Genomic DNA, 22,641 nt, shown 5'->3' on the forward strand with positions numbered 1-22,641 from the left:
CGAACTCGGTGCCCGGTTTTTACCCTGATCTTTTGGGGGCTCGACCGAAGCGGCGGGTCAGGTCGGCCAGGCGTTGCTGTAATTCCGAGGTGAGCGCCCCCGGCAGGTAACGCCAGCTCCAGTTGGCATCGGCGCGGCCGGGATAGTTCATGCGTGCCTCGCCCCCCAGGGACAGCACATCCTGCAACGGACAGATGGCAAGCTGCGCAACGCTGGCCCAGGCCAGGTGGATCAGATCCCATGGCATGTCGGTAATGGGGTGGCCGAGATAGGCGGCGGTTTCGTTACGGATCTCCGTGTTTGCCGTCTGCCACCAGCCGAGGCTGGTATCGTTGTCGTGGGTGCCGGTATAGATCACGCAATGCTTCGGCAGGTTGTGGGGCAGGTACGGGTTGTCGGGGCCGGAGTCGAAGGCGAACTGCAGAATTTTCATGCCGGGCAGGTCGAGTCGGTCGCGCAGATGTTCGACTTCGGGGGTGATGACGCCCAGATCCTCGGCTACCAGAGGCAGGTGGGGATGGCTGTGACGCAGCGCGCTGAAAAGGGCCTCGCCGGGAGTCTCCCACCATTGCCCGTTGACGGCGGTTTTGTCGCCGGCCGGGATGGCCCAGCAGGAGACAAAGCCGCGGAAATGATCGATGCGAAGCAGATCGCACTGTTGCAAGTTCCAGTTCAGACGGCTCTGCCACCAGGTGAAATCATCGTTCTGATGGGTCTCCCAGCGATACAGGGGGTTGCCCCAGCGTTGGCCGGTGGCGCTGAAATAGTCGGGCGGTACCCCGGCAATCACCGTCGGCTGCAACTGGGCATCAAGATGAAAAAGCCCGGGGTGGGCCCAGACGTCGGCGGAATCGAGGGCTACAAAAATTGGCAGATCGCCCAGGATCCGCACGCCGCGCCGGTTGGCATAGTTACGTAGGGCCAGCCACTGCTCGAAAAACACGAACTGTTCGTAGCGGTGGACATGCAGGGCATCGGCCAGTTCCTGCCGGACCTGCTGCAGCGCATCCGGCTGCCTCGAACGCAAGGGAGGCGGCCATTGTTGCCATGGCATGTCATTGAATTTGCTGCGCAAGGCGCAAAACAGGACAAAATCTTCCAGCCATGCCGCCTGCACACGGCAAAAATCATCAAAGTCGGTTTTGCGCCGTTCCGTCGCCCCTTCGCGAAAACGTTTGGCGCCTTTGTGCAGCAATCGCTTTTTAAAGGGAGCGACGAAGCCAAAATGCACCGTTCCCTCATCCAGACCGACGCCCGTCAGATCTTCGGGCTCGAGATCTCCTTCCTCGATCAGCCGTTCCAGAGATATAAGCAGGGGATTGCCGGCAAAAGCCGACAAGGCACTGTAGGGCGAATGCCCGTAGCCGGCCGGCCCTAAAGGTAGAATCTGCCAGATGTTTTGTCCTGCACCGGCAAGAAAGTCGACGAATCGCCAGGCCTCGTTGCCCAGATCGCCGATACCGTGAGGTCCCGGAAGGGATGTGGGATGCAGCAGGATACCGCTGGCGCGTTGTTTGAAGGTCATGGTCGGTCCGTCAGTCCAGGGTTGTTTTTTCCGCTGCGATCAGAGACTGGCGTGCGGCTACCAGACGTCGGTAATAATCGGCGGCCTTCTGGTGTTTGCCTGATGTCAGCGCCTTGTGCAGGTCCCCTTCCAGTTCCGCCACTTCCAGACGTTTATAATAGTCAAGGGTTTCGATCAGGTGAGCGACAACGATGCGTGCGGTAAGCAGGGGATGATTGTTGGTCACATTGGCTGCCGGGTACATGGTGCCGTGCTCCAGTTCAACCTCCAGTCCGGTGCGAAAGTCCTCCAGGGGAATCGTCATGCCTGCGGTATCGGTGTTGGCCAGAATCATGCCGGCTTCGTCTTCCGTTACGACCGGCTTGTCCAGCTGCGTCCAGTCCCTGATATCCAGCGCTTTGCAGACTTTTCGTACTTCTTCTTCGGTGATATAGACAGGTAGTTCCATGGTGTTATCCTTTGGTGTGAGAAGGGCTGGCGGCGACAACGGCAACACGACACCATTATAACCCATAGATCGAGGTTTCCCACCTCCCCGGGGACACGTGCCCCTTCAATATATCGGATACAACACAAATGCACCGGGGAGAGAGTGTGAAACTCATTTTCAGGAGGCTGAAGATGACTCAGCAGCGTGTGATGGAAGATGTCGGCATGTCCAATCTGCAATTTCCCATCAGGGTATTGTCCGGGCGGGATCTCCAGGGACAGGCGACCGTGGCCCATATAACCGTCAATGCCCGGATCGTCCAGGCCTTCGAGGCGCGCTGGATCGATCGGTTCATTCAGGTTCTGCACCGGCACCAGGGGGTCGTCGGTGCCGGCGCCCTGCAGGACCAGGCCCTTGACTATCTGCATGAACTCGATGCCCGCTCGGTATGTGTGGCGTATGACTTTCCTTACTTTATCGAAAAAACGACTCCCGTTTCGCAGGAGAAGTGCCTAGTGCGCTACCGTTGTGCTTATGAACTGCGGGTGCATGCTCTGAGTCGCGAACCGACGGTTATTTTTCGCATCGAAGTGCCGGTTGTCACCACCTACCCCGGATCGAGCAGGGAAAAGCCCGGTGGGCTGTTCGGGCAGCTCAGTCGCATCAGTCTGGAAGTTATGGCACGGCGGGACATCTATCCCGAGGATCTCGTGGAGATGGTCGATCGCCACGGGCTGGCACCTTTGTATTCCTACCTGACCGAAGACGATCAGCAGCATATCATCGAGCGCATTCATGCCGAGGATAGAAACAGTGTGGTGGTGGTCGATGCCATCAAACAGGAACTGGCGCGCCGCCGGGATATCGAATGGTATGCCGTCAGGTCGGCTAATTACGGCATGCTGCACTCCTACTCGACCATGGTCGGCTTGGAAAAAAGTCCCTGGATTCCTTTCAGCGGCTATGAATCGGGGGATATCTGATGGCTCTGTCGTGTTGCTACCCAAGGTGAAGGCTGCGAGCTTGTTGATCAACGCGGCTTGTAGTCGGGGTGGGCGAAAGAGTAGGCAAAGTCCATGTGGTCGGCATAGCTTCCGTCTAGAATGGCGGCGACATCTTCGATGAACACCAATTCTTCATTGGTGGGAATGACAAACACCTTGATCGGGGAGTCCGGACTGGAAATGGCCGCTTCCAGGCCGCTTGCCAGATCGCGGTTGCGTTGCTTGTCGAAATGGATGCCCAGGTGCTCAAGGTGCTGCAGGGCCATTTGCCGGATGAGCCACGAATGCTCACCGACCCCGGCGGTAAAGACGATGGCATCCAGCGGACCGACCGCTGCCAGGTAGGCCCCAATGTATTTCCGCAGCCGATAACATTCGATTTCCAGGCTCAGTTGGCAGCGTTCATCGCCGGATTCTGCTGCCTGGATAATATCGCGCCGGTCGGTATAGCGGCCTGTGATGCCAAGTACGCCGCTTTTTTTGTTGAGAAGCCTGTCCATCTCATCCGGCGAAAGATCTGCCATTTTCATCATGAAGTGCGGGATGGCCGGATCGATGTCGCCGCAGCGCGTGCCCATCACGGCGCCTTCCAGCGGCGTAAGGCCCATGCTGGTATCGATGGAAATACCGTTGCGGATGGCGCAGTGGGAGACGCCGTTGCCGATATGCATGGTGATCAGGTTGCAGTCGCGGGCATGTTTGCCGAGCAGGGCCGCGGCCCGCTTCGACACATAGAGGTGGGAGGTGCCGTGAAATCCGTAACGGCGCACCCCGTACTGTTCGTACCATGCGTACGGCAGGGCATAGATATAAGCGTGCCTGGGCATGGTCTGGTGGAAAGCCGTATCGAAAATGGCGATGTTGACTACCTGGGGCAAAATGTTCTGCACCGCCTCGATGCCGGCAATGTTCGGTGGGTTATGCAGGGGCGCCAGGTGCTGCACCGAGCGAATCGCCGCCAGGACTTCCTCGTCGATACGTACCGAACGGGTGAACTTTTCTCCCCCGTGCACCACGCGGTGGCCGACGGCCGAAATGGCATCGATGTTGTCCAGAACCGCGCTGGGGGCTTCGGTCAGGGTTCGGATGATGAGTTGGATGGCGGTGGTGTGGTCGGGACAATCTTTTTCCAGACGATAATCTTCCCGTCCGGGTACACTCTGGGTGATGAACGATTCGCCGATCATGACCCTCTCGACCACCCCTTTGGCGAGGGTCTGTTTGCCAGCCCAGTCGAAAAGATTGTATTTGACCGACGAACTGCCGCAGTTCAGTGCCAGAATCAACATGGTGTCACCCCGCTGTTTTGCACGTGTCATTAAATGATTAGCAACAATTCGGAGAAATGCAATGGTAGGCGCTTGTCGGCAACGATCGGTTTGATGCGAAAACATGGTGACGCGCTATACTTCGCTGTATCGGACGGCCTTATTTGCGAAAAAGAATACCGGGAGGACAACATGCGGAAAAAACTTGGCTTGACGGTGATGGCATGCCTGGCGGCAGGTTTGATGGTGGCGGGCGGTTGCGACCGCGAAAAACCGCAGGAAACGAACGCCCCTCCGTTGGCGGACACCAAGCCCATGCCGATGGAACATGCGATGGATTCCGGCACGGATGGTATGGGGCACGACATGGGCATGATGGATCATAAGAGTATGGCAGCCGCCACGGACAACGGTGCCGTTTTGTTTCAGCAACACTGTGCCGTGTGCCACCCTGGCGGCAGCAACATTATTACACCGGAGAAAACCCTTGATCGCCAGACTCTGGAGAAAAACGGCATCACATCGGTGCAGGATATTGTAGCCATCTTGCGCAATCCGGGGCCGGGGATGACGACCTTCGGGCCGGAGGTGTTGTCGGACAAAGAGGCCGGCCAGGTGGCTGAACATATCCTTGCGACTTACTGAACTGTCGAGGTAGCGGTCATGAATGGCGTTTTCTGGCCCGGCGGTCGACAAGATAGGCGATCAGCATGCCGAGAACCAACCCTACCAGCAGAGTCATAAGCAGCAGTGCCGCCAGCGGTGCATTCATGGTCAGATACAGGATCCTGACCTGAACTTCGACGGTGTTCTGCAGGATAATGAGCAGGGCCAGTACGGCCAGAACAATAAACGTGTAAAGCTTCAGATTTTTCATGGCAAGCCTCCTGCTGCAGCACTAGAGTTTGATTTCCCCCGCCTTTTGTAGCGCCCGTCTGGCCAGCAGGGGACCGATGATTTCATGGATAACCGTGGCTCCAAGGGTCACGCTCATAACGATATCGGCAACCCCGGCAAAGTCGGGGTTGTTTTTTAGCAACAGAGCCAGGCCTATGACGATGCCGCCCTGGGGTAAAAGAGCCCAGAAAAGATGGCGTTTAACCGGTTTGGGAGCGCGGGAAAGGAGCGCGCCGGTTCGGCTGCCCAGCCACTTGCCGAGACCGCGCAACACCACGAAACCGCAAATCAGGCCTATGCTGGTGCCAAGCATCCCGAGATCGAGCAGCATGCCACTGAGGGTGAAAAACAGGGCAAAGATCAATTCTTCCGTATAGCGCTCGAGCATTTTGAAAATCAATTGTCGCCGCGGGTTGAAGTTGGCAACCATGGCACCCATGCACAATGTGCCGAGCAACTCATCGCCGCCGAAGAGTCGGACGGTACCAAAAACCAGCGTCAGCGCCGCAAAGATCAGAACGATCAAGGCCCCTTCCGTCTCCCGGCGGAAAAGTTCCGTCAGGATGTTGAATGCCCACCCTCCGGCAATGCCGATGCCGACACCGGTGAGAATCATGCTGGACGGATGCCAGAGCAACGTGCCGAGATTGGTGCCCGGCGCGGCGGACAAAAGTCCGGCAAGGCCTGTCGCCAGGGAAAAGTTGAGGATCGCCAGCACGTCGTCCAGGGCCGCTACGCCCATGATGGTGGTGGTGACGTCTCCGCGGGCCTGGTATTCGTGGGCCACCGCCAGCGTTGCCGACGGATCGGTGGGCGTAGCCAGGGGGGCCAGAAGCATCGCCATAAGCAGCGGGTTCGGCCAACCCATCAGATATCCGGCGGTAAAGATGCCGATGCCGACGGCCAGCATGGCGGTTTGCGCTTCCCCTACGGCAATCCAGACGATGCTGCGACCCAGACGTTTCAGATGCGGAAAAAGTAAGGAACCGCCGACGGAAAAAGTGATGAATGCCAAAGCCAGGTTCGTAATGAATTCGGTGTGATCGGTAAAATCCCGGGGAATGATCGGCACAAGGCGCGGGTTAAGGGCGATGCCCGCAATAATGTATCCGGTGATTTTAGGCAGTTTGACGACATGCGCGAGTTCTCCGCCGACCAAAGCGCCTAGCAGGATAATGCCTATAATCAAAGTCGTGTCCATGGCAAAACTCATTTCACAGTATAGCGGGGGCCATTTGCAACGCCACCTTATGCCGGACAAGGTCCGGCGTAACGCCGCAAAAATTCCGCCGGCCATTCCTGGCGTTCATGTTTAAGGGCAAGCGGGAGATGCTCAAGAATATCCTGGGCGGTCATGCCGTCTTCGCCCTGTGCGGTTGCCGCAAGATCACCTGCGGCGCCGTGCAGGAAGACGCCTTTGCAGACCGCTTCCTCGGTATTCAGGCCGAGTCCGTGCATGGCGGCGATGGTGCCGGTGAGCACATCCCCGGAACCGGCCGAAGCCATGCCGCTGTTGCCGCTGAGGTTGATGAAGACGCGTCCGTCCGGGCAGCCGATCAGGGAGTGCGCACCTTTCAAGACGATGGTGGCATTGAGATCGATAGCGGCCTGCTGGACGGCTTCGATACGGTTTTGTTCCAGCTCGGCGACACTTTTCCCCGTCAGTCGGGACATCTCTCCCGGGTGGGGGGTCAGTACGGTGGGAGCCTGTCGTTGGCGTACCAGATCCAGATTCGCACAGATCGCGGTAATGCCGTCGCCGTCGAGCAGCAGGGGGCGGTCGATGCCTGCTGTCAGCTCCCGTACCAGTTGCTGAGTTTGCGGATCGAGGGATAAACCGGGACCGAGTATGGTCATGTCGAGGGCATTGGCCTGTTGCAACAGCGCATCGCGGTTGCACAGCGCGATGCTGCCCGAATCCGTAGCCTGCTGCGGCAAAAATACCAGTTCGCTTCCCTTCATGGCGATGAAAGGGGTGATGGCCGCCGGCGCCGCAAGGCGGCTGTAACCGCCACCGGCCTTGAGGTAGGCGAGGGCCGCAAAGCAGGGTGCGCCAAGATAACCGGCGGCTCCGGCAACGAACAGCGCCTGGCCGAAGCTGCCCTTATGCCCGGTCTGGTCGCGGGGCGGCAAGGGGGATGGCGTATTGATGGCGATTTTCAAATCATCACTGCGATACAGTTCCGGCGGAAAACTGATGTGGCTGACGTGCAACTGGCCCCCCAGGGCAAAGCCCGGGTAGAGCAGATTGCCGATTTTGGGCAGTCCGAAAGTCACCGTATGCTCTGCACGAATGGCGCAGCCGAGTATCTGCCCCGTGTCGCCCTGCACGCCGGAAGGGATATCGAGACTCAGAACGGGTTTACCGCACTGGTTGACAGCCTCGATTACTTCGCGATGCAGGCCGCTGACTCCGCGGCTAAGACCGGTGCCGAAGATGGCGTCGATGACGGTGGAGCAGTGGGCGAGTTCCGTGCAGATCCCCTCTGAATTATCGAGTTGCCGGATGTCCATCGGCAGCTGGCGAAGGATTTCCAGGTTAAGGTGTGCGGCGCCGCTAAAACGGGCCGGATCGCCGAGTATCCGAACTTTGGCCACCCCGCCGGCCGAGTGGATTTTACGGGCCACGACAAAGCCGTCTCCGCCGTTGTTGCCGAGACCGCAGAGGATGACGAAGGTGCGATTTGCCAGGGGCCCCATTCTTCCCAGGACGGAAAAGGCTGCCTGACCGGCGTTTTCCATCAAAATTTCTTCGGGAATCCGGTACCGGTCGATGGCGGCGCGATCCATGGCGCGCATCTGAACAACATTGCTGACTTTCATCGCTAGTTTCCCCCGTAACCGCTGTCTCCGGGCGATCCGGCAGTCCGAAAATGCGGCAGTGCATCGGATCGTTCCAGACGTTTGAAAGGATCCTTGTATGGCTTCGGTTGGTTAAGAGCGTCTTTGTTCATGTCCGTCAGGCTGTGAACGGTATTGGCTGGCGGCTGTCGCAGGAACGGTTTTTTTACTTTCCGATAATATCCCACCACCGGGCCCGAGTCAAAACATCCTGAAATGAATAAGCTCTTTGCAAAACTTAGCTTTTGACGGAAGGCCCTGAACGGCTCCTTTTTCCGGACAGATTATTATCGGGTTATCGGTTGTACGGGATAAGAAGCTTTTGACCTGAAAAGAAACTTGCTTATATAATCTCTCATAAATTCTTTGCAAGAATATCTATCAAAGGAGAACTTACGTGAAAAAGTGGTATGTGGCAGTAGGCGTAGGGTTGGCAGCGCTGGTGGTGCTTGTCGTTGTCGGGGTGTCCAATATCGGCCCGATTATCAAGCAGGCGGTCAATAGCAAGGGCCCCGAAATTACGGGTACGGATTTGCGCGTAGGGGATGTCGATATCGCATTGTTGACCGGTCGTGCCAGCCTGAAGGATTTCTTTTTGGGGAACCCGAAGGGTTTTGATTCGCCTTATGCCGTATCGGTCAAAGCCATCAAGGTTGATCTGAATGAAAAATCCCTGACCCGGGATACGGTGATCGTGGATCGGATTGAAGTGGTTGCTCCGCATATTATTTTTGAAAAGAGTCGCAAGGGGGATAATTTCAAATCCTTATTGCGCAATGTGCAGCGGTCTGTCGGCAGCGGCACCGAATCGCAGGGGCAGTCTTCGTCGCAAAGCGGTAAAAAACTTGTGGTCAAAGAGTTTATCCTGCGGGAGGGGAAGGTGAATCTGGCCATCCAGGGGCTGAAGGGCAAAGAAATCAGTGCCACCTTACCGGAGATTCGCCTGCAGAATATCGGTCAACAGCAGGGCGGGGTGACGCCGGCGCAGGCCGCCAAGGAAATCTTTGCCGCGCTCTACGGTCAGATGACCTCCACGGATATGACGGCTGCCCTGAAAAGCAGCCTGTCGGATCTGAGTGTCGATGTCCCCGATGTCGCCGGGGAGTTGGATGCGGCAAAGAAACAGACGACGCAGGGGATCGAAGACGCCAAAAAATCCTTTAAGGATTTGCTGGGCAAGTAAGGCTTTCCCCCATGGAGTACTATAAGAAACGGGCCTGTTGGTGCAGGCCCGTTTCTTATTTGTTTTTGGGGACGTTCTCGGCGGGCAGGTCGAATTCGGCCAGGATTCCGGAAAAACTGCGATCCATGGGAGCGGAACAGCGGTAGTTGAAACTGTCCATTTTCAGATAGGCCTTGCCTTTAGCCGGTTTGTATCGGATGCGCATGCGTCCCTCGGCGGTATTGGTTTCCGAGGACAGGTAGAACTGATGGAAGGGTTCGTTCCGACCGAGGGTGAACTGGGTGAGGATTTCGTCGTTGATGGTAAAACGAACATTGACCTGCTGTCCCTGGGTCATTTCCCACTCCAGATCAAAACAGCCGAATATTTTGTGCCCGGAGGTTTCACCGGCCGTGGCGGTAAAGGCGAAGACCCCGGTCATCAGCAGTGCGCAGAGGATGATTTTGATGTATGGCATGGTAACTCCTGTATCCGGTGAAAAAATTGTCCACCCGAAGAGGTAAGGCATCGCCGGTTATTTCGGGCGGTACCCTGGACCCTACAACAACTTATCACCGGCGTGTACAGCAAATTTGTAACGTGAGGCTCCGAATCGGGCAGTTTTCCGATTCGGAGTTTTTCAGGGGATCAAGGCCAGCAGGGGGTGGTGTCCGTTGGTTCGATCCTTGACGATCAGGTTGGTGACGGGCGCTTGCGAATGTTTGTGGAACAGCAGGTCGTGTCCCAGGCACAATCCCATGGAAATATTCAGTTGGGTGTCCGCTTCTGCCAGTCGCTGTGCCTGGCCGATGGGATTGCAGGCGATTCCGCGGCCGTTGGCAGTGACCGCCGCCGCCGGCAATTTGCAGACTTTGCAGTCGATCCGTGTAATCTCGAAACCTGCCTGTACCAGCATTTCCTCGAGGCGCATCCCGGCATCCTTGACGGCGACACAATGGGCGATCCCCAGTCGGGAATAACCGGCGGCGCGGGCGAAACGCACGATTTCCTCGATCCGGTTCAAGCCTTTGCCTTTGGCGGCGTCGGCAAGCGCCATCAGATGCAGATCGGATTCGTTGTAGCTGTCCAGGCAGCGTTGTTGTTCTTCGTCTAGAGCGGGTGTTTCCAAAGGTGCAGTGTGCATAAGCTTTCTCCGATTTTTGAAATATATCGGTGACGGTGAATGTTTCTCAAAGGTCACTCGCCATCGGAGTGAAAGCTTGCGCGATTATGAAAGGCCTGTCAAGGAGAAACCGGCACGGCGGATGGTGCCGGGGGGCGTCTGGCCCGGCCGTGTAGCGCCGGGCCGGGGCTCTGAAGGGCTGGCAGGGCGGCAGGCCGGTGCGGAGGTTTGGACGAAAAAACCCGGACAGGCAGGGATATGCCGCTCTCAGGTTTTCGGGGGGGAGAGTTGTTCAATGTAGCGATACAGCCATCCCCCCGCATAAAGGGTGACACCTACCACCAGTAGGCATCCGATGCGTACCGGCGGAGCGGCACCGGCAAGATCGTTGAACAAAACTTTGAGAGCGGAAAACGCAAACAGCAGCAAAGAGGAATGCCCCAGAATCCGGTCGCGCAAGGGTAACGCCAGGCCCAGGCAGACCAGGGCCAGCAGCCCCCAGGCCAGAGAGACGCCAAGACTGCTTTGCAGAATCTGCCAGGCCGCGGCCATGGCGGCGAAGTGGCCAAGATAAACCAGTACGCCACCCAAAACGCGCTCCATGCGGTGTTGTTTGCGCAGCAGCGCGTATCCGGCATACAGTTCCGCGGCATGCAGCAAAGGCAGGATTTGCAGGCCGCTGACATGTGCCGGCAGGTCGTTGCCGATGGTGCGGGAAAAATTGACCAGCCACATGAGCCCTATGGCGGCAAGCAAGGCCCAATCGGTAAAGAGGTTGCGCTTGCTTGTGACGAACCATACGGCAAGTGCAGGCAGTGCCAGCAGCGCCAGCCACGGACGCCAGTTTTGCGGCATCAATTCCAGATAGCCGGCATGAACCAGGGCCAGACTGCCGTAGCAGAACAGAATCAGGCGTCCGCCTGGTAATTCCCGTTTGAGCAGCAGGCGCGGCACCAGGTAGCAGATTCCGACCACTATGACGCTGGCAAGGGCTATCCAGGGTGCAAGTTGCGGCAAGTGGCGGTGCAGCAGGGTGTACTGCAGGATGTAGAAGATCAACAGGGCCGGCAGGTGCAGTGCGGCGCTGCGTCGGGTCAACGGCCGTTTGTGCCGAAGGGTGAACAGGGCAGCGCAAATCCCGAAGATGGCCAGCTGGGCTGTCTGGTAGAAAAGCGCTGCCTGCCATGGGTCGCCGGCGGTTCGGCGCCAGATAATATCGAAGCCCGCGATGGCGAGATAGAGGGCCAGCAGGTAGTGGCGACGGCGGCCGGTAAACAGCGAGAAGATACAGAAAACGACGCTCCAGGCGGAAAAATAGAGCATCAAAGGCCAAATCTGATGCGTTGTGTTGCGGATCAAAAAGGGCGCCGCATACGAGCCGCCGATGGCAAACAACGCATACAGGTTGCTATCGAACAGGTGGCACAGCCAGAGGGAAAAAAGACAGGTTAGGACCACTCCGAGACCGGCAACGCCGCTGCCGATAAGATCGTAGTAAAGGTGGGCCGCATAGATCGCGAGAAACAGGATGACGATACCTGCGGCAGGCAGCAGCGATGCATAGCTGCGATCTTTCTTACGCAGATAGAGTCCCGTCGTAATAAGGGCCAGTCCGCCCAGCATGGCAAGCCCGATCCGCATCTGCGGAGAGAGCGACAGCCAGCCGCTGTCGTAGGCCAGTTTGATCAGATAAGCCGCTGCCAGCACCAGGGCCAGGGAGCCTCCCAGTCCGAGGAGTCGGGTGATGATGCCACTCTGAGGTGATGGTGCGGGTTTTTGTGCAGGGGCGGGAGGGGCCGTCGGGGGTGTGGCAGGACCGGAGGGTGGAGCAGATTGGCCGGCTTTTCCGCTGGTCGGGGGATGGAAGGAAAACGTTTCCTGGGGGGGCTCGGGCGGCGTTGGCTTCAAATTGAGGTGCTGCTCAAGCTTTTCAAGACGGGCTTCCAGTCTTGCCAGGCGCTGATCCAGGCTTTCCATATGCTCATCCTTCCGGGATTTGAAGGCTTATTCGGCCAGCAGTTTGTACAGGCGCTCCTTGGCTGCAGGGTTTTGCATGAAGATTTTATCCAGCTTGTTGCAGGGAAAGTCGGAGCAGATGGCACAGATAGGTTGTCGGTTGCGCTGAGCGCACAAGCGAATCTCGCAATCCCCAGCAAGAATATTGGCGGTGCTGCCCTCCGATCGGCAACCGGTACAGCGGTCGCTTTCGCTTGCGGCGGCATGAAACGATTCGCAGTCCTCGCAGTCGCGTCCACAATAACCTAGCATGATGACTGCCCTTTCCTTGGAAAGACTCTATGTATTGAGTTCGTGTGAATGAAAAAACGCTACAAAATTAACGGAATATGGCAGGAAAAGCAACGATTGATTTGCCGCTCATAAGCTTTCCCTGAATCGATTTTTCGCAAAGTGAGCTGCAAAACGCTGGCGTGGCGCATCTAAATCCTCTGTTGACTTGCCGCGGGAAATAACCTAAATCTACAAGCCGCAGGTTGTATTTTTTTTAGCCGAATAGCATAGGAAGGCATGGCCCAAGGTTTTTGGGGCGCAAAGAAGCTTTAATGGCCTGTTTTGGTATGAGACAGCAGTCTGCCGGGTTTCGGCCTGTAAAGGTTTTGTCTGGATGCCGGATCGACCTGCAATGTTGTCAAAAAAAAATTCGATGACCCATCCGAGGAGTATTGTCAAAGATGGAATTTAAGAAAATTATTGAGCAGGTTGTTGCTGAGATCTTTTCGAGTATGGTGTTCCTCGATATTAAAAGCCTCGACGGAGTCGATCCGGAGCCCATGCAAGGCTCCATGCTATCGGGAATGATAGGGCTGGCCGGCGATCTCCAGGGAACGTTGTTGATTCATTTGCCCGACCAGGCCGCAATTGCTATCACCAATGCCTTTCTGGGAATGGAATTGTCCGCGGTGGACGATGATGTTAAAGATGCTGTGGGTGAACTGGCGAATATGGTCGCCGGCGGAATAAAATATCTGATGCCGGAAAATACCCGGGATATCGCTTTGGCGATACCGTCGGTGGTGCGCGGGAAGGGATACAGTTGCGAGGCCACAGGACGTTTTGAACGTGCCGGTGTGGTGTTTGAATTGGCCGCAGGGCGCTTTATCGTTGAGGTACAGGTCAAAGACTCCGGCAGCTTGTTCGGTCGTTGAGGCTTTTCTTATGTTTGAAACAGGGTCGTCGCACCGGCAGGAGTGTGGTGGCAATACCGTTTTGCAGCAATCGCTTATGCAAAGACGAAGACCTTGCAATAAAACCCCGCATTTTCGAATGCGGGGTTTTGTTTTAGCATGTTTGGGTCAAGCTTCCTGCCGGATGGCGGCGAAGCGTTTGAAAATTTCACAGGATTCGAAATTATCGATGCAATAGAGCACGGTTTTTTGAATGTCGCTGCTGGTCATTTTCATGAAATAGCACTCCGTGTGCTCTTCCTTGACCAGAGGGCATAAATGTTTGGCCTGGCTCAGTGTGGACAATGTCGGAACCTTTTGCATGGTGTGGGGCAGGAAATGATATTTCGCCCGCTGCAAAGCAGATCGTTGCCTGCAATGAAAAAGAGTTTATTTGATAACCGGGGTGCCGGCGGCACGGATTTACGTTGGGCTTCATGCCAGCCTTGGTGCGAATGCCTATCGGGCAAATATCGGATGTCGACTGCTGTCTCTATGTTTTCGCAACCATTGTGCCAAGTGGAAGAGGTTTGATGGGAATTTTCTTAAAGACGAATTATGGCGGGAATTGCCGGGAGGTGATGGGCCGTTCCGGTTAAAGATTTGTATTGCGGGCGGATACGTAGCGCTTTGCCTGCACGCCACAGGTGTGGCAAACGCCCCTACATGTCAGCATTGTTGGGGCAAACCGCACACTTTCAGATACGTAGGGCATGCCCGCTGCGGCCAATGGTGCGCTGTAACGCGGCCTGCCCGGGTGACCGGGGATAGGCAATGCCTGTGGGTCACAGGTGGTGCCACTGGAAGGAGGGCTGAGCACGGAGAGAAGACGGCGTGATTGTTATTCCGCCAGCCAATGGAGGGCGTGATCCCGGTCAAAAAAACAGTGCAGCCGGCCGGTTTGTATCGTCTGGCTTTGCATCATGGACATAACGGAGGCACTACTTCGGTGTTGCTCGGAAAACAACAGGGCCGTCCTTTTCGAGTGTCCGGAAAAAAACTGATAGGCCAGGGTGCCCAATGGGTCTTCTGAATCGTGCATCGGAAGCGCCGTTGTTTTTCGCTTATCGATGAGGACTTTGTCGATATTGTGAGCCTGCGCGAAAGACAGCGTTTCCAACAGTGCGCTTATCGTATTCTGTTCAGAGAAAGGGCCGTATATCTGCAGTTGAATGATCTCGGGATCCTGCAGGGTAGATATTTGCCATCCGGTATGAGCCATGATGTTACTCGGTGATTGGTTTGGGTGTTCGAGACATTGTTACGGTTGATCGTCACTATCGCAAAACTGGGGCCAGTTTGTTGCCAAACATCGGGGAGAGCTGCGGCAGAAAGGCGGTGATTATGGCAAAGGCTTATGAATACAATGGCTTATGAAGAGGCGTAGAGTCCGGATAGTTTTTTTGAGGGCCGGCATAAGGGCTGGTCGGGCAGGATCTTTTGTCTTGAGGTTTGCACTATTCCGAGGCAGGGATTTAAAAATGGGACAGTCTGAAACGCATTATACCAGCGGCGCACGCCAGCCCGGCAGAAGCCCGGGGTCATGGCCGGGCCTGAGTTTTCAACCGGGCATGTGGCTGTCGACGGCTACCTGGTTGCGACCATTGCTTTTGGCTTGATACAGAGCCTGGTTGGTTTTGGCAATCAGGTGCTCGTAGTGGGTGTCTTTGGTGGGAAGCAAGCTGGCTACGCCGACACTGACGGTAACGACACCGCTGATACCTTCGCCGCTGTGAGGGATCTGCAGCGCTTCGACCTGCCTGCGGATCTTTTCCGCAACGGCCTGCGCCACTTCGGCGTCGCTGTCGGGCAATATGACGGCAAACTGTTCGCCGCCGAAACGGGCGATACGCACCTCGTCGCCCTGGGTACACTCCGCCATCGTATTGGCGATTTTTTTGAGGCACTGATCGCCGGCCTGGTAGCCGTAAGCGTTGTTGAACTGTTTGAACTTGTCCATGTCGACCAGGAGCATTGCCAATGGCTTTTTTTTCTGTTTGGCACGCTGCCAGAAAGACGGCAGCGAGGCATCGAAGCTGCGGCGATTGGCCATGTCGGTCAAGGGATCAAGCATGGCCAGTCTTCGCAGGAATTGCTGGGCCCGTCGGCGTTGCTGTACTTCCAGTTCCAGCTTGGTGTTGGTGTGCGCCAATGTTTCCGTGCGTTCAGCCACCCGTTGTTCCAATTCCCCACGAATGATGCGCAGCTGCTCCAGGGCATCGGCCAGTTTGCGGGTTCGAACATTGAACCAGTAAGCGAAGGTGCCGAATTCGTTGCGAAAGCTGTCATCCAGGCAGAGCATTTCCTCGGCATTGATATCGACGGCATTTTTCAATTGATGGGTGATGCGGGCCAAAGGGCGCATCATCATGTTGTTCAGTGTCAGAAAAGCACCGATAACCGCTGCCGAGACACAGACAATCAGGGCTGCCAGCACGGCATGATAAATAGCCGTGGCGGCGGACATGGCATGGCTGACCGGTGTCACGGTGACGATGTTCCAGTAGGTGTTGGGGACATGGAAAATGGCAACGCTGCAGGGTTCCTGGAGCAGCAGGTCCCCGGGCGTTGTGAAATGCTTGAGCAGTATCTGCCCCTCGTTGCTATGGAGGGTTGTGTTCTGCAGTACCGCCGCAATGAGGTCCGCCTCCGCGGCAGATATCTCGGACGTGTCCCGGGCGATGACTTCGGCGACCTGCCGGTCATAGCGAGCGGACTGTTTGGCTTTTTGCAGAAGATCGTTGCTGATGCTGTCCAGGGCGTCGGCCAGGGGCGCAAAGAGAGGCCGTTTGTCGGCCAGGTCGCGGGCCAGAATATACTCGATATCTTTGCGGCCGAATCTGTTCTGGTTGCTGATGCGGGTGAGGGCGACATCCGGAAACGACAGAAATTTTCCGTTGCGGTCCACAGCAAAGGCGTATCCCCCCATTTTTTTTGCCTGAGCATCGAAAAAAGCTTCCAGACCGGCGAGTTTGAGGTCGACGGTGACCACGCCGACGAACCGGTCGTGCCTGTAGATGGGGGCGGTGCAGGTAACCATGGGGACGAAGGTGTGCGGGTCCACATAGGACTTGGACCAGAATATCGATCCGGGTTTCAAGAAACGTCCGGGTACATACCATTCCTCGTGGTGGTATCCGGGGCCTTTCGGATCGTTGTAGTCCGCTACGAATTCGAGAACTCCCGAGGCATTGCGACCCCAGAAAAAACTGGCCCGCTCGCGATGGGGATCGAAAGCAAAGGGGTCGTACCATACCCCACCGCCGATAATGTAGGAAGACGGTCCGAGTTCATCGATCAGGCGAGGGATGATTTGCAGGTGGTCTTCCGTTTTGAGGGGCAGGGTTGCACCGGTGGTTGCCAGCGCGCGGGCCAGGGTTTCGGCGACGGCCAGTCGCTCGCCCAGTTGCGCCACCATGGTATTGCCCACCTGGTTCGCCATGCGAAAGGATTGTTCTTCCAGGCGAGGGCGGCCAACGGTGTCCATGATGATGGTAAGGCTGAGCACCAGTACCGCAAGGAGCAAAAGGAACAGAAGGGGCGTTCGAAACAGCAGACTGTGATACCAACGCACGGAAAAGGCATTCCTTTTGTTCATGCATGACCTCTGAAAGACGGAAATATTATGAAACCGGTATTTCCACGTACAAGGCGGCAGTACCCGATAACCTTGTCGATAACATCCTGTGGAGCATAGCATACGGCATCGGCGGGAATCATCCCTTTTTTGTCCCGGGGCGGTGCCGAGCGGTTCCCGATGCGGTCCATTCTGAAAATATCATTGACTGCAAGGTCTGCAGGCTGTTATATTGAGCGACTCAAAGTCGCTTTCCATGCAACACAACGAAACCCATCGTAGGCCCCGGAATGCATCCGGGGCTTTTTATTTTATACGGTATTAAAAGGACACTATGGAATTCAACAGTTTCAATTTTCACCCGCAGGTCGCCAAAGGTATTGTCGCCGCGGGTTATGTTACACCTACACCGATACAGGCACAGGCCATCCCCTCGGTTATTGACGGGCGCGACGTCATGGGCCTGGCCCAGACCGGCACCGGCAAGACGGCAGCTTTTGCTTTGCCGATTCTGCAACGTCTGATCGACGGCCCCAGGGGGCGCTTGCGGGCCTTGGTGGTGGCGCCGACGCGCGAACTGGCCGAACAGATTCACCAGGCTATCGGCGAACTGGGACGGCATACCGGATTACGCAGCATGACGGTTTATGGCGGCGTGAATATCCGGCCGCAAATTGCCGGCCTGAAGCGGGGCGTTGATATTGTCGTGGCCTGCCCGGGCCGTTTGATCGACCATATCGGCCAGAAAACCATCGATCTCTCAAACATCGAGGTTCTGGTACTGGACGAAGCCGATCAAATGTTTGATATGGGATTCTTCCCGGCGGTGCGGCAGATTCTGCGACATGTACCCGCGCAGCGTCAGACGCTGCTGTTTTCCGCCACCATGCCCGCTGCAATCCGCCGTTTATCCGGCGAAGTTCTGACCAGCCCGATGACGGTTCAGGTCGGGAACACGACGCCGGCTGAAACCGTAAGCCATGCGCTGTATCCGGTAGCTCAACATCAAAAGACGGCCATGTTGCTGGAGTTGCTTTCGGCGGTCGATAGCCGCTCGGTGCTGGTTTTTACCCGTACCAAGCATCGGGCCAAACGGCTGGGACTGCAACTCGGGAAGGCCGGTTACCAGGCCACGTCGTTGCAGGGGAATCTGTCCCAGGCCCGCCGTCAGGAAGCCTTGACGGGATTCAGGGATGGCAAGTACGAAATATTGGTGGCGACGGATATTGCGGCCCGCGGTATCGATGTGTCCCAGGTTTCCCATGTGATCAACTACGACATACCGGATACGGCCGAGGCCTATGTGCATCGCATCGGTCGTACCGGCAGGGCTTCGCGCAAGGGGGAAGCGTTCACCTTGGTCACCGGAGAGGATAACGCCATGGTCAGGGCTATCGAAAAGGTGCTCGATGCTTCTCTGGAGCGACGCACCATCGAAGGCTTTGATTACAACACCCCCGCTCCCCCGCGAACCGACAGAGCTGGCCGGGGGAATGCTTCCAGGCGTTCACCGCGCACCACCCGTTCGTCGAAACCTGCGGCCGGCCGTGGCGGCGGTCAAAGGCGTCGCCAGCCTGCCGGTGCAGCCAATGCTCGGAGTTCCTCTGCAAAAGGGCGGACTACGGAAAGGTAAGGCAGGCGCAACAAGCGTTTGGATAGAAACATAAAAAGGACCGGTTGGAGACAGCCGGTCCTTTTTTATATGCAACGGAGTCGGCAGTGATGCAATCGTCAGTCGCGTATCAGGGCGATACGCAACCCAAGGGCGATCATCACGCCGCCAAAGATGCGGTTAAGCTGAAAAAGTGGGAGTAGGTTTTTCCTGGTGCAGACCGCGGGAAAAATTGTGCAGTTCCCTTGCTTTGGATCGGATGTGGCGTTAGGGTGTCTTTTTTCTTCGACCGGATACTGTTGCGGTCATGTTGTTCTCTTGTATGCATGAGTGGGTTGAGTATGTTTCGTAAAAAAGATGCGATTTTATTATTGACCAGTTACGGCACCATGGCGCTGGGGATATTTCTTCCGCAACTGGCGCAACCGCTGCGTCATGCGCCGGTCACCTTTGTCATGGTTTTGCTGCTGCTATCGTTTCTCGCCATCGATATGCGGGGGTTGTTGACGCACGCCCTGAAAGCGCCGCTGGCTACGGCGGGTCTGCTGGCGGTCAAGGCCGTTTTGCTGCCGCTGCTGGTGTATTTGCTGTTTCATCTGGTCTGGCCCACCTATGAACTGGCGGGGATGCTTGTGGCCGGCGCTTCGACCGCCGTGTTGGCCCCGTTTTTCGCCAATCTGTTCGGTGCAGATATCGTCTTGACAGCAGCCGTGGTGATTCTGTCTTCGCTGCTGCTGCCTTTTTCCCTGCCTCCCCTGGTGGGGATTCTGGCCGGCAAGAGCATGGATGTCGGCATCGCGCCTATGGTGCGAATGTTGGCGCTGATGATTTTCGTGCCGGCGATTCTGGGCAGAGGGTGTGCCAAATGGATGCCGCGAACAACGCAATGGCTGTTGGGTAACAGTTATCCCTTGTCTTTGCTGGCGGTGGGGATAACCAATCTGGGTGTTTTCTCGCGCTACTCGGGGTTTTTCCTGGAAAACCCCCAACGGGCGTTGGAGGCCATGGCTGCCGGCGGTGTCATGGTCGCTTGTCTGATGGTGCTGGCGGTTTGGTATGGTCGCCGTCTGCCGCTCGGGCTTCGTTCCACCTCGTTGGTATGTCTGCTGTTTCCGAACTATATCCTGATACTTGCTTTCAGCTGTCAATTTTTCGGCCCGGTTGAAGCGACTTTTGCCGCGACCTATAGTGTGCCGTTTTTCCTTCAACTGCTGTTTATTCGGAAGCTTGGCGGGCTTGCATAAAGCTGGGGCCGGCCCGGGAGCCGGCCATGGCCTGCAGGCGTCAATCGATGACGGTGACCTTGCTGATCACGACCGGTTCCAGGGGGACGTTTTCAAACCCCGCTGAGGCACCGGTAGCGACCCTTTCGATTTCATAAACCACATCCATGCCATCCACGACCTGCCCGAACACGGCGTAGCCATAGACCTGCGGGTTGAGTCCGCCATGGTTCAGGTCGCGGTTGTTCTCGGTATTGATGAAAAACTGGGCGCGGGCACTGTCAATTTCTTCGGTGCGGGCCATGGCGATGCTGCCCGTGGTGTTTTTCAGTTTGTTGCGCGCTTCATTCGCAATCGGCGGTCCCGTCGGTTTTTCCTCCATCTCGGGGGTCAGTCCGCCACCCTGAATCATGAAACCTTTGATGACCCGGTGGAAAATGGTTCCGTCGTAATGACCGGACCGGGCGTAGCTGAGGAAGTTTTCGACGCTGACCGGGGCTTTGGCCACATCCAGCTCCAGGATGATTTCGCCGAAATTCGTTTCCATCTGAATCAAGGGGTTTGAGACGCTCATGGTGTAATACCTCGGGAGTTAAGGGGACAAGAAATCATGGGTGTAGTTGGTTTAGGGCCGGCGCAAGAGCGGGAGGACTTTGCTGTCCCAAAGATGCCGTAAGGCCAGCACGGGATGATGCCATAACATACGTGGCCCGGCAAATCGCATGACCATGCGGAGAGAGTCCCGCTGTGACGGTGCATGGCAGTTGTTCGGACAGGCGCTGCACGACGGTTTGTTCGCGCCGAAAGGGCATTGTTGCAATCTGCCGCTGGCGTACTCCAGCACTTCCCGACAAGCAGGGCATAGTTGTTGTTCGGTGCCGTGGTGGGACCGGCAATAGATGCGCAGCATGTATGCCAGGGTGCGTTGTTCCCGCGCGAGGCGATGTCTGGACATGTGGGTTGCCATGGCTTGGACCGGGTTTGGAGATAAAGCAATGTGCCGAATTGCAGAAAAAGGGCCACAGGTGCGATCCTTATTACCATGTCGGTCGGCGCATTTCAACGATATGTGGCATCGGGAACGTCGAGGCGGGGATTCACAGGTTCGACAGGGGAAAAGCCTGTGCCGGTGAAGGCGTTTGACAAGCCCGGCGATCGTGGTTCAATTGAGGTCGTTGTGTGTAGCTGATTTTCAAACATATTCGGTGAGGTGTGACATGCATATCAATGAAGTGCGCGCGCGGGCCAAAGCCCTGGGTCTCAGTGGTGTCGGTAAAATGCGCCGGGCGGATATCATCATTCAAATCCAGCAGGCCGAAAACCATACGCCCTGTTTCGGTTCAGCACAGCGGGAAAACTGCCCGCATGAGGATTGTTGCTGGCGCGAGGATTGTTTTCGGCTCTGACGGCAGACGGGCCGTTTGCATTTACCAGCATCCGCTTTGGAAAATTGCAACGATCATGCAGCCAAAATGGCGCGTATTTTGCGCGCCATTTAGGCCATGGACAGTTAAGATGACTTGGTGAAAGGTGCGGATACGACAACGTCGGAGCTTTTCCGGCGCCTTGTTTTAACTACCCAGAGTTTGCCACACTTCCAGTTTGGACGCGACTCGCCGAATGACCTCGTCGGTGAATTCGGTGGTCGTACAACTTCCTCCCAGGTCGGGAGTACTGAAGCCCTGCTGCACGGCTTCAAAAACGCTCTCGGAAATGGCTCTGGCAGCGCGGCGAGCGTCAGGATGGTTGATGTATCGCAACAGCGCCCCGCCGGCCAGAATCATGGCCATCGGGTTGGCGATATTTTTCCCCTGCAGTGATGGGGCCGTACCGTGAGGGGCTTCCGCCATCACTACCGCGGGGGTCCAGGACTCATCGAACGATAGCAGCAGGGACTCGGCGCCGGCGATGGAACCGAACATCTGCAGTACGAAATCGCTCAGGCAGTCGCCGTCCCGGTTCAGGGACGGTATCACCATGCCGTCGCCACCGTTGGTCAACAGCAAGGCATAGGTGGCGTCGATAAGCTGCGGCTCGTAGACCACGTCGGGAAAACGTTCGGCGGCAGCATCCATCTCCTCTTTGAGCATGCCCTCGTAAACCGGACTGACCGTGAATTTAGGCCCGCCGAAAACCTTGACGCCAAGTTTCTGAGCATGGCGGAAGGCAAATTCGGCGACGGCATGGCAGTTGCGACGGGTGATCGATTCGGTGCGGGAAGCGACTTCATCCAAACCGGTTCCTTGGCGGGATTCCTGGGCGCCGTAAGAGCCTCCGACGGCCATGCGGACCACCGAAATCGGCGCGTAAGCACCGCCGGAGGGGCGGATTCCGGGAATGCGCCGACCGGTGCGGACGATGACCGTGCCATCGACCTGATCGCGAAGAATGGCATTCGGGCTGCCGACATCGCCTTTGATGGCGGGCGTAATGGTGGCGGCTTTAAGCCCCAGCCCGGTGGATTTCATGGACTCGGCAGCTTCGTATACGACTTTGTTTTTTGTTGCGCGACGGTTGTCCAGACTGAGATCGAAGTGCTTGAACGTAACGGTCACTCCGGTGACCGCTGGATCCAGAATGCGTAAAGCTTCTTCAAGCAGTTCCTGGCCGGTCTGATCGCCTTCCAGAACAGTTATTGTCGGTGTCATGGGGCCTCCATGGGGGTAACGATAGAGTGCAAAATGTTCGGAGCGATCATCCTGTGAACCCGATAACGGCGGGCTTTTATGCTTTTTACGCGCGAAGGGCAGGAGTGCTGACCGCTTTTCCATCATATAGCAAAGTTCGCCGCATACAA

The 22,641-nt window shown here is 56.6% G+C and carries 22 protein-coding genes; 7 read left to right on the forward strand and 15 right to left on the reverse strand.

The window, feature by feature from the left end; translation table 11 throughout:
• Positions 1 to 19: 19 nt before the first annotated feature.
• Positions 20 to 1,525, reverse strand: coding sequence for a 4-alpha-glucanotransferase (gene malQ / locus PCAR_RS03505; RefSeq protein ID WP_011340252.1), 1,506 nt, complete (start codon positions 1,523 to 1,525; stop codon positions 20 to 22).
• 10 nt (positions 1,526 to 1,535) lie between these two features.
• Entirely contained in the window at positions 1,536 to 1,973 is a 438-nt protein-coding gene (locus PCAR_RS03510) for a DUF5661 family protein (RefSeq protein ID WP_041531237.1), read from the reverse strand.
• A 173-nt stretch (positions 1,974 to 2,146) separates the two neighbouring features.
• Here PCAR_RS03510 and PCAR_RS03515 point away from each other — a divergent pair, with 173 nt between their 5' ends.
• Positions 2,147 to 2,938, forward strand: a complete 792-nt coding sequence (locus PCAR_RS03515) for a GTP cyclohydrolase, FolE2/MptA family (protein WP_011340254.1) — start codon at positions 2,147 to 2,149, stop codon at positions 2,936 to 2,938.
• 47 nt (positions 2,939 to 2,985) lie between these two features.
• On the opposite strand, the gene PCAR_RS03520 is transcribed toward PCAR_RS03515, so the two are convergent.
• Positions 2,986 to 4,248 (reverse strand): acetate kinase, encoded by a 1,263-nt coding sequence (locus tag PCAR_RS03520; RefSeq protein WP_011340255.1) that lies wholly within the window; start codon positions 4,246 to 4,248, stop codon positions 2,986 to 2,988.
• 171 nt (positions 4,249 to 4,419) lie between these two features.
• Here PCAR_RS03520 and PCAR_RS17640 point away from each other — a divergent pair, with 171 nt between their 5' ends.
• The gene (locus PCAR_RS17640; protein ID WP_011340256.1) at positions 4,420 to 4,872 is read left to right on the forward strand and encodes a c-type cytochrome; all 453 of its coding nucleotides are present in this window, start codon (positions 4,420 to 4,422) and stop codon (positions 4,870 to 4,872) included.
• Positions 4,873 to 4,888: 16 nt separating this feature from the next.
• Here the strand turns inward: PCAR_RS17640 and PCAR_RS03530 are convergent, their stop codons facing one another.
• The 3 genes from PCAR_RS03530 to PCAR_RS03540 are packed head-to-tail and all read right to left on the reverse strand — an operon-like array spanning position 4,889 to position 7,947.
• Complete coding sequence (locus PCAR_RS03530) at positions 4,889 to 5,104, reverse strand: lipopolysaccharide assembly protein LapA domain-containing protein (RefSeq protein ID WP_011340257.1); 216 nt, start codon at positions 5,102 to 5,104, stop codon at positions 4,889 to 4,891.
• Positions 5,105 to 5,125: 21 nt separating this feature from the next.
• Positions 5,126 to 6,325 (reverse strand): cation:proton antiporter, encoded by a 1,200-nt coding sequence (locus PCAR_RS03535; protein ID WP_011340258.1) that lies wholly within the window; start codon positions 6,323 to 6,325, stop codon positions 5,126 to 5,128.
• A 47-nt stretch (positions 6,326 to 6,372) separates the two neighbouring features.
• Positions 6,373 to 7,947: a bifunctional ADP-dependent NAD(P)H-hydrate dehydratase/NAD(P)H-hydrate epimerase gene (locus PCAR_RS03540; protein ID WP_011340259.1), complete on the reverse strand. Its 1,575-nt coding sequence runs from the start codon at positions 7,945 to 7,947 to the stop codon at positions 6,373 to 6,375.
• A 415-nt stretch (positions 7,948 to 8,362) separates the two neighbouring features.
• Between PCAR_RS03540 and PCAR_RS03550 the strand changes: the two genes are divergently transcribed.
• A complete protein-coding gene (locus PCAR_RS03550) occupies positions 8,363 to 9,148 on the forward strand; it encodes an AsmA family protein (RefSeq protein ID WP_011340260.1) in 786 nt (261 codons plus the stop codon).
• 55 nt (positions 9,149 to 9,203) lie between these two features.
• Here the strand turns inward: PCAR_RS03550 and PCAR_RS03555 are convergent, their stop codons facing one another.
• From PCAR_RS03555 to PCAR_RS03570, 4 genes are all read right to left on the reverse strand, one after another.
• The gene (locus tag PCAR_RS03555; protein WP_011340261.1) at positions 9,204 to 9,605 is read right to left on the reverse strand and encodes a hypothetical protein; all 402 of its coding nucleotides are present in this window, start codon (positions 9,603 to 9,605) and stop codon (positions 9,204 to 9,206) included.
• A gap of 162 nt (positions 9,606 to 9,767) precedes the next feature.
• Entirely contained in the window at positions 9,768 to 10,271 is a 504-nt protein-coding gene (locus tag PCAR_RS03560) for a DUF1847 domain-containing protein (protein ID WP_011340262.1), read from the reverse strand.
• Positions 10,272 to 10,517: 246 nt separating this feature from the next.
• On the reverse strand, positions 10,518 to 12,227 hold the full coding sequence (locus PCAR_RS03565; RefSeq protein WP_011340263.1) for a DUF2339 domain-containing protein: 1,710 nt from the start codon (positions 12,225 to 12,227) through the stop codon (positions 10,518 to 10,520).
• A 27-nt stretch (positions 12,228 to 12,254) separates the two neighbouring features.
• A complete protein-coding gene (locus tag PCAR_RS03570; RefSeq protein ID WP_011340264.1) occupies positions 12,255 to 12,518 on the reverse strand; it encodes a DUF3795 domain-containing protein in 264 nt (87 codons plus the stop codon).
• Between the two features lie 422 nt (positions 12,519 to 12,940).
• On the opposite strand from PCAR_RS03570, the gene PCAR_RS03575 reads away from it, so the two are divergent.
• Positions 12,941 to 13,414: a chemotaxis protein CheX gene (locus tag PCAR_RS03575; RefSeq protein WP_011340265.1), complete on the forward strand. Its 474-nt coding sequence runs from the start codon at positions 12,941 to 12,943 to the stop codon at positions 13,412 to 13,414.
• Positions 13,415 to 14,273: 859 nt separating this feature from the next.
• Here the strand turns inward: PCAR_RS03575 and PCAR_RS03585 are convergent.
• Positions 14,274 to 14,654 (reverse strand): hypothetical protein, encoded by a 381-nt coding sequence (locus PCAR_RS03585; protein WP_041531240.1) that lies wholly within the window; start codon positions 14,652 to 14,654, stop codon positions 14,274 to 14,276.
• Positions 14,655 to 14,993: 339 nt separating this feature from the next.
• Positions 14,994 to 17,030 carry a sensor domain-containing diguanylate cyclase gene (locus PCAR_RS03590; protein WP_011340271.1) on the reverse strand — a complete coding sequence of 679 codons (2,037 nt, stop codon included), beginning with the start codon at positions 17,028 to 17,030 and terminating at the stop codon, positions 14,994 to 14,996.
• A gap of 313 nt (positions 17,031 to 17,343) precedes the next feature.
• Between PCAR_RS03590 and PCAR_RS03600 the strand changes: the two genes are divergently transcribed.
• Positions 17,344 to 18,642 carry a DEAD/DEAH box helicase gene (locus PCAR_RS03600; RefSeq protein WP_011340272.1) on the forward strand — a complete coding sequence of 433 codons (1,299 nt, stop codon included), beginning with the start codon at positions 17,344 to 17,346 and terminating at the stop codon, positions 18,640 to 18,642.
• A 320-nt stretch (positions 18,643 to 18,962) separates the two neighbouring features.
• The gene (locus PCAR_RS17645) at positions 18,963 to 19,865 is read left to right on the forward strand and encodes a membrane protein (protein WP_011340273.1); all 903 of its coding nucleotides are present in this window, start codon (positions 18,963 to 18,965) and stop codon (positions 19,863 to 19,865) included.
• Positions 19,866 to 19,905: 40 nt separating this feature from the next.
• Here the strand turns inward: PCAR_RS17645 and PCAR_RS03610 are convergent, their stop codons facing one another.
• Positions 19,906 to 20,418 (reverse strand): peptidylprolyl isomerase, encoded by a 513-nt coding sequence (locus tag PCAR_RS03610; RefSeq protein WP_011340274.1) that lies wholly within the window; start codon positions 20,416 to 20,418, stop codon positions 19,906 to 19,908.
• Positions 20,419 to 20,469: 51 nt separating this feature from the next.
• On the reverse strand, positions 20,470 to 20,799 hold the full coding sequence (locus PCAR_RS18260; RefSeq protein ID WP_200858985.1) for a nitrous oxide-stimulated promoter family protein: 330 nt from the start codon (positions 20,797 to 20,799) through the stop codon (positions 20,470 to 20,472).
• A 262-nt stretch (positions 20,800 to 21,061) separates the two neighbouring features.
• On the opposite strand from PCAR_RS18260, the gene PCAR_RS03615 reads away from it, so the two are divergent.
• Positions 21,062 to 21,250 carry a Rho termination factor N-terminal domain-containing protein gene (locus PCAR_RS03615; RefSeq protein WP_011340276.1) on the forward strand — a complete coding sequence of 63 codons (189 nt, stop codon included), beginning with the start codon at positions 21,062 to 21,064 and terminating at the stop codon, positions 21,248 to 21,250.
• 165 nt (positions 21,251 to 21,415) lie between these two features.
• On the opposite strand, the gene PCAR_RS03620 is transcribed toward PCAR_RS03615, so the two are convergent.
• Positions 21,416 to 22,492 carry an isocitrate/isopropylmalate family dehydrogenase gene (locus tag PCAR_RS03620; RefSeq protein WP_011340277.1) on the reverse strand — a complete coding sequence of 359 codons (1,077 nt, stop codon included), beginning with the start codon at positions 22,490 to 22,492 and terminating at the stop codon, positions 21,416 to 21,418.
• Positions 22,493 to 22,641: the final 149 nt, after the last annotated feature.

Origin of the sequence: Syntrophotalea carbinolica DSM 2380 (assembly GCF_000012885.1) — a bacterium.
Classification (GTDB): Bacteria; Desulfobacterota; Desulfuromonadia; order Desulfuromonadales; family Syntrophotaleaceae; genus Syntrophotalea; species Syntrophotalea carbinolica.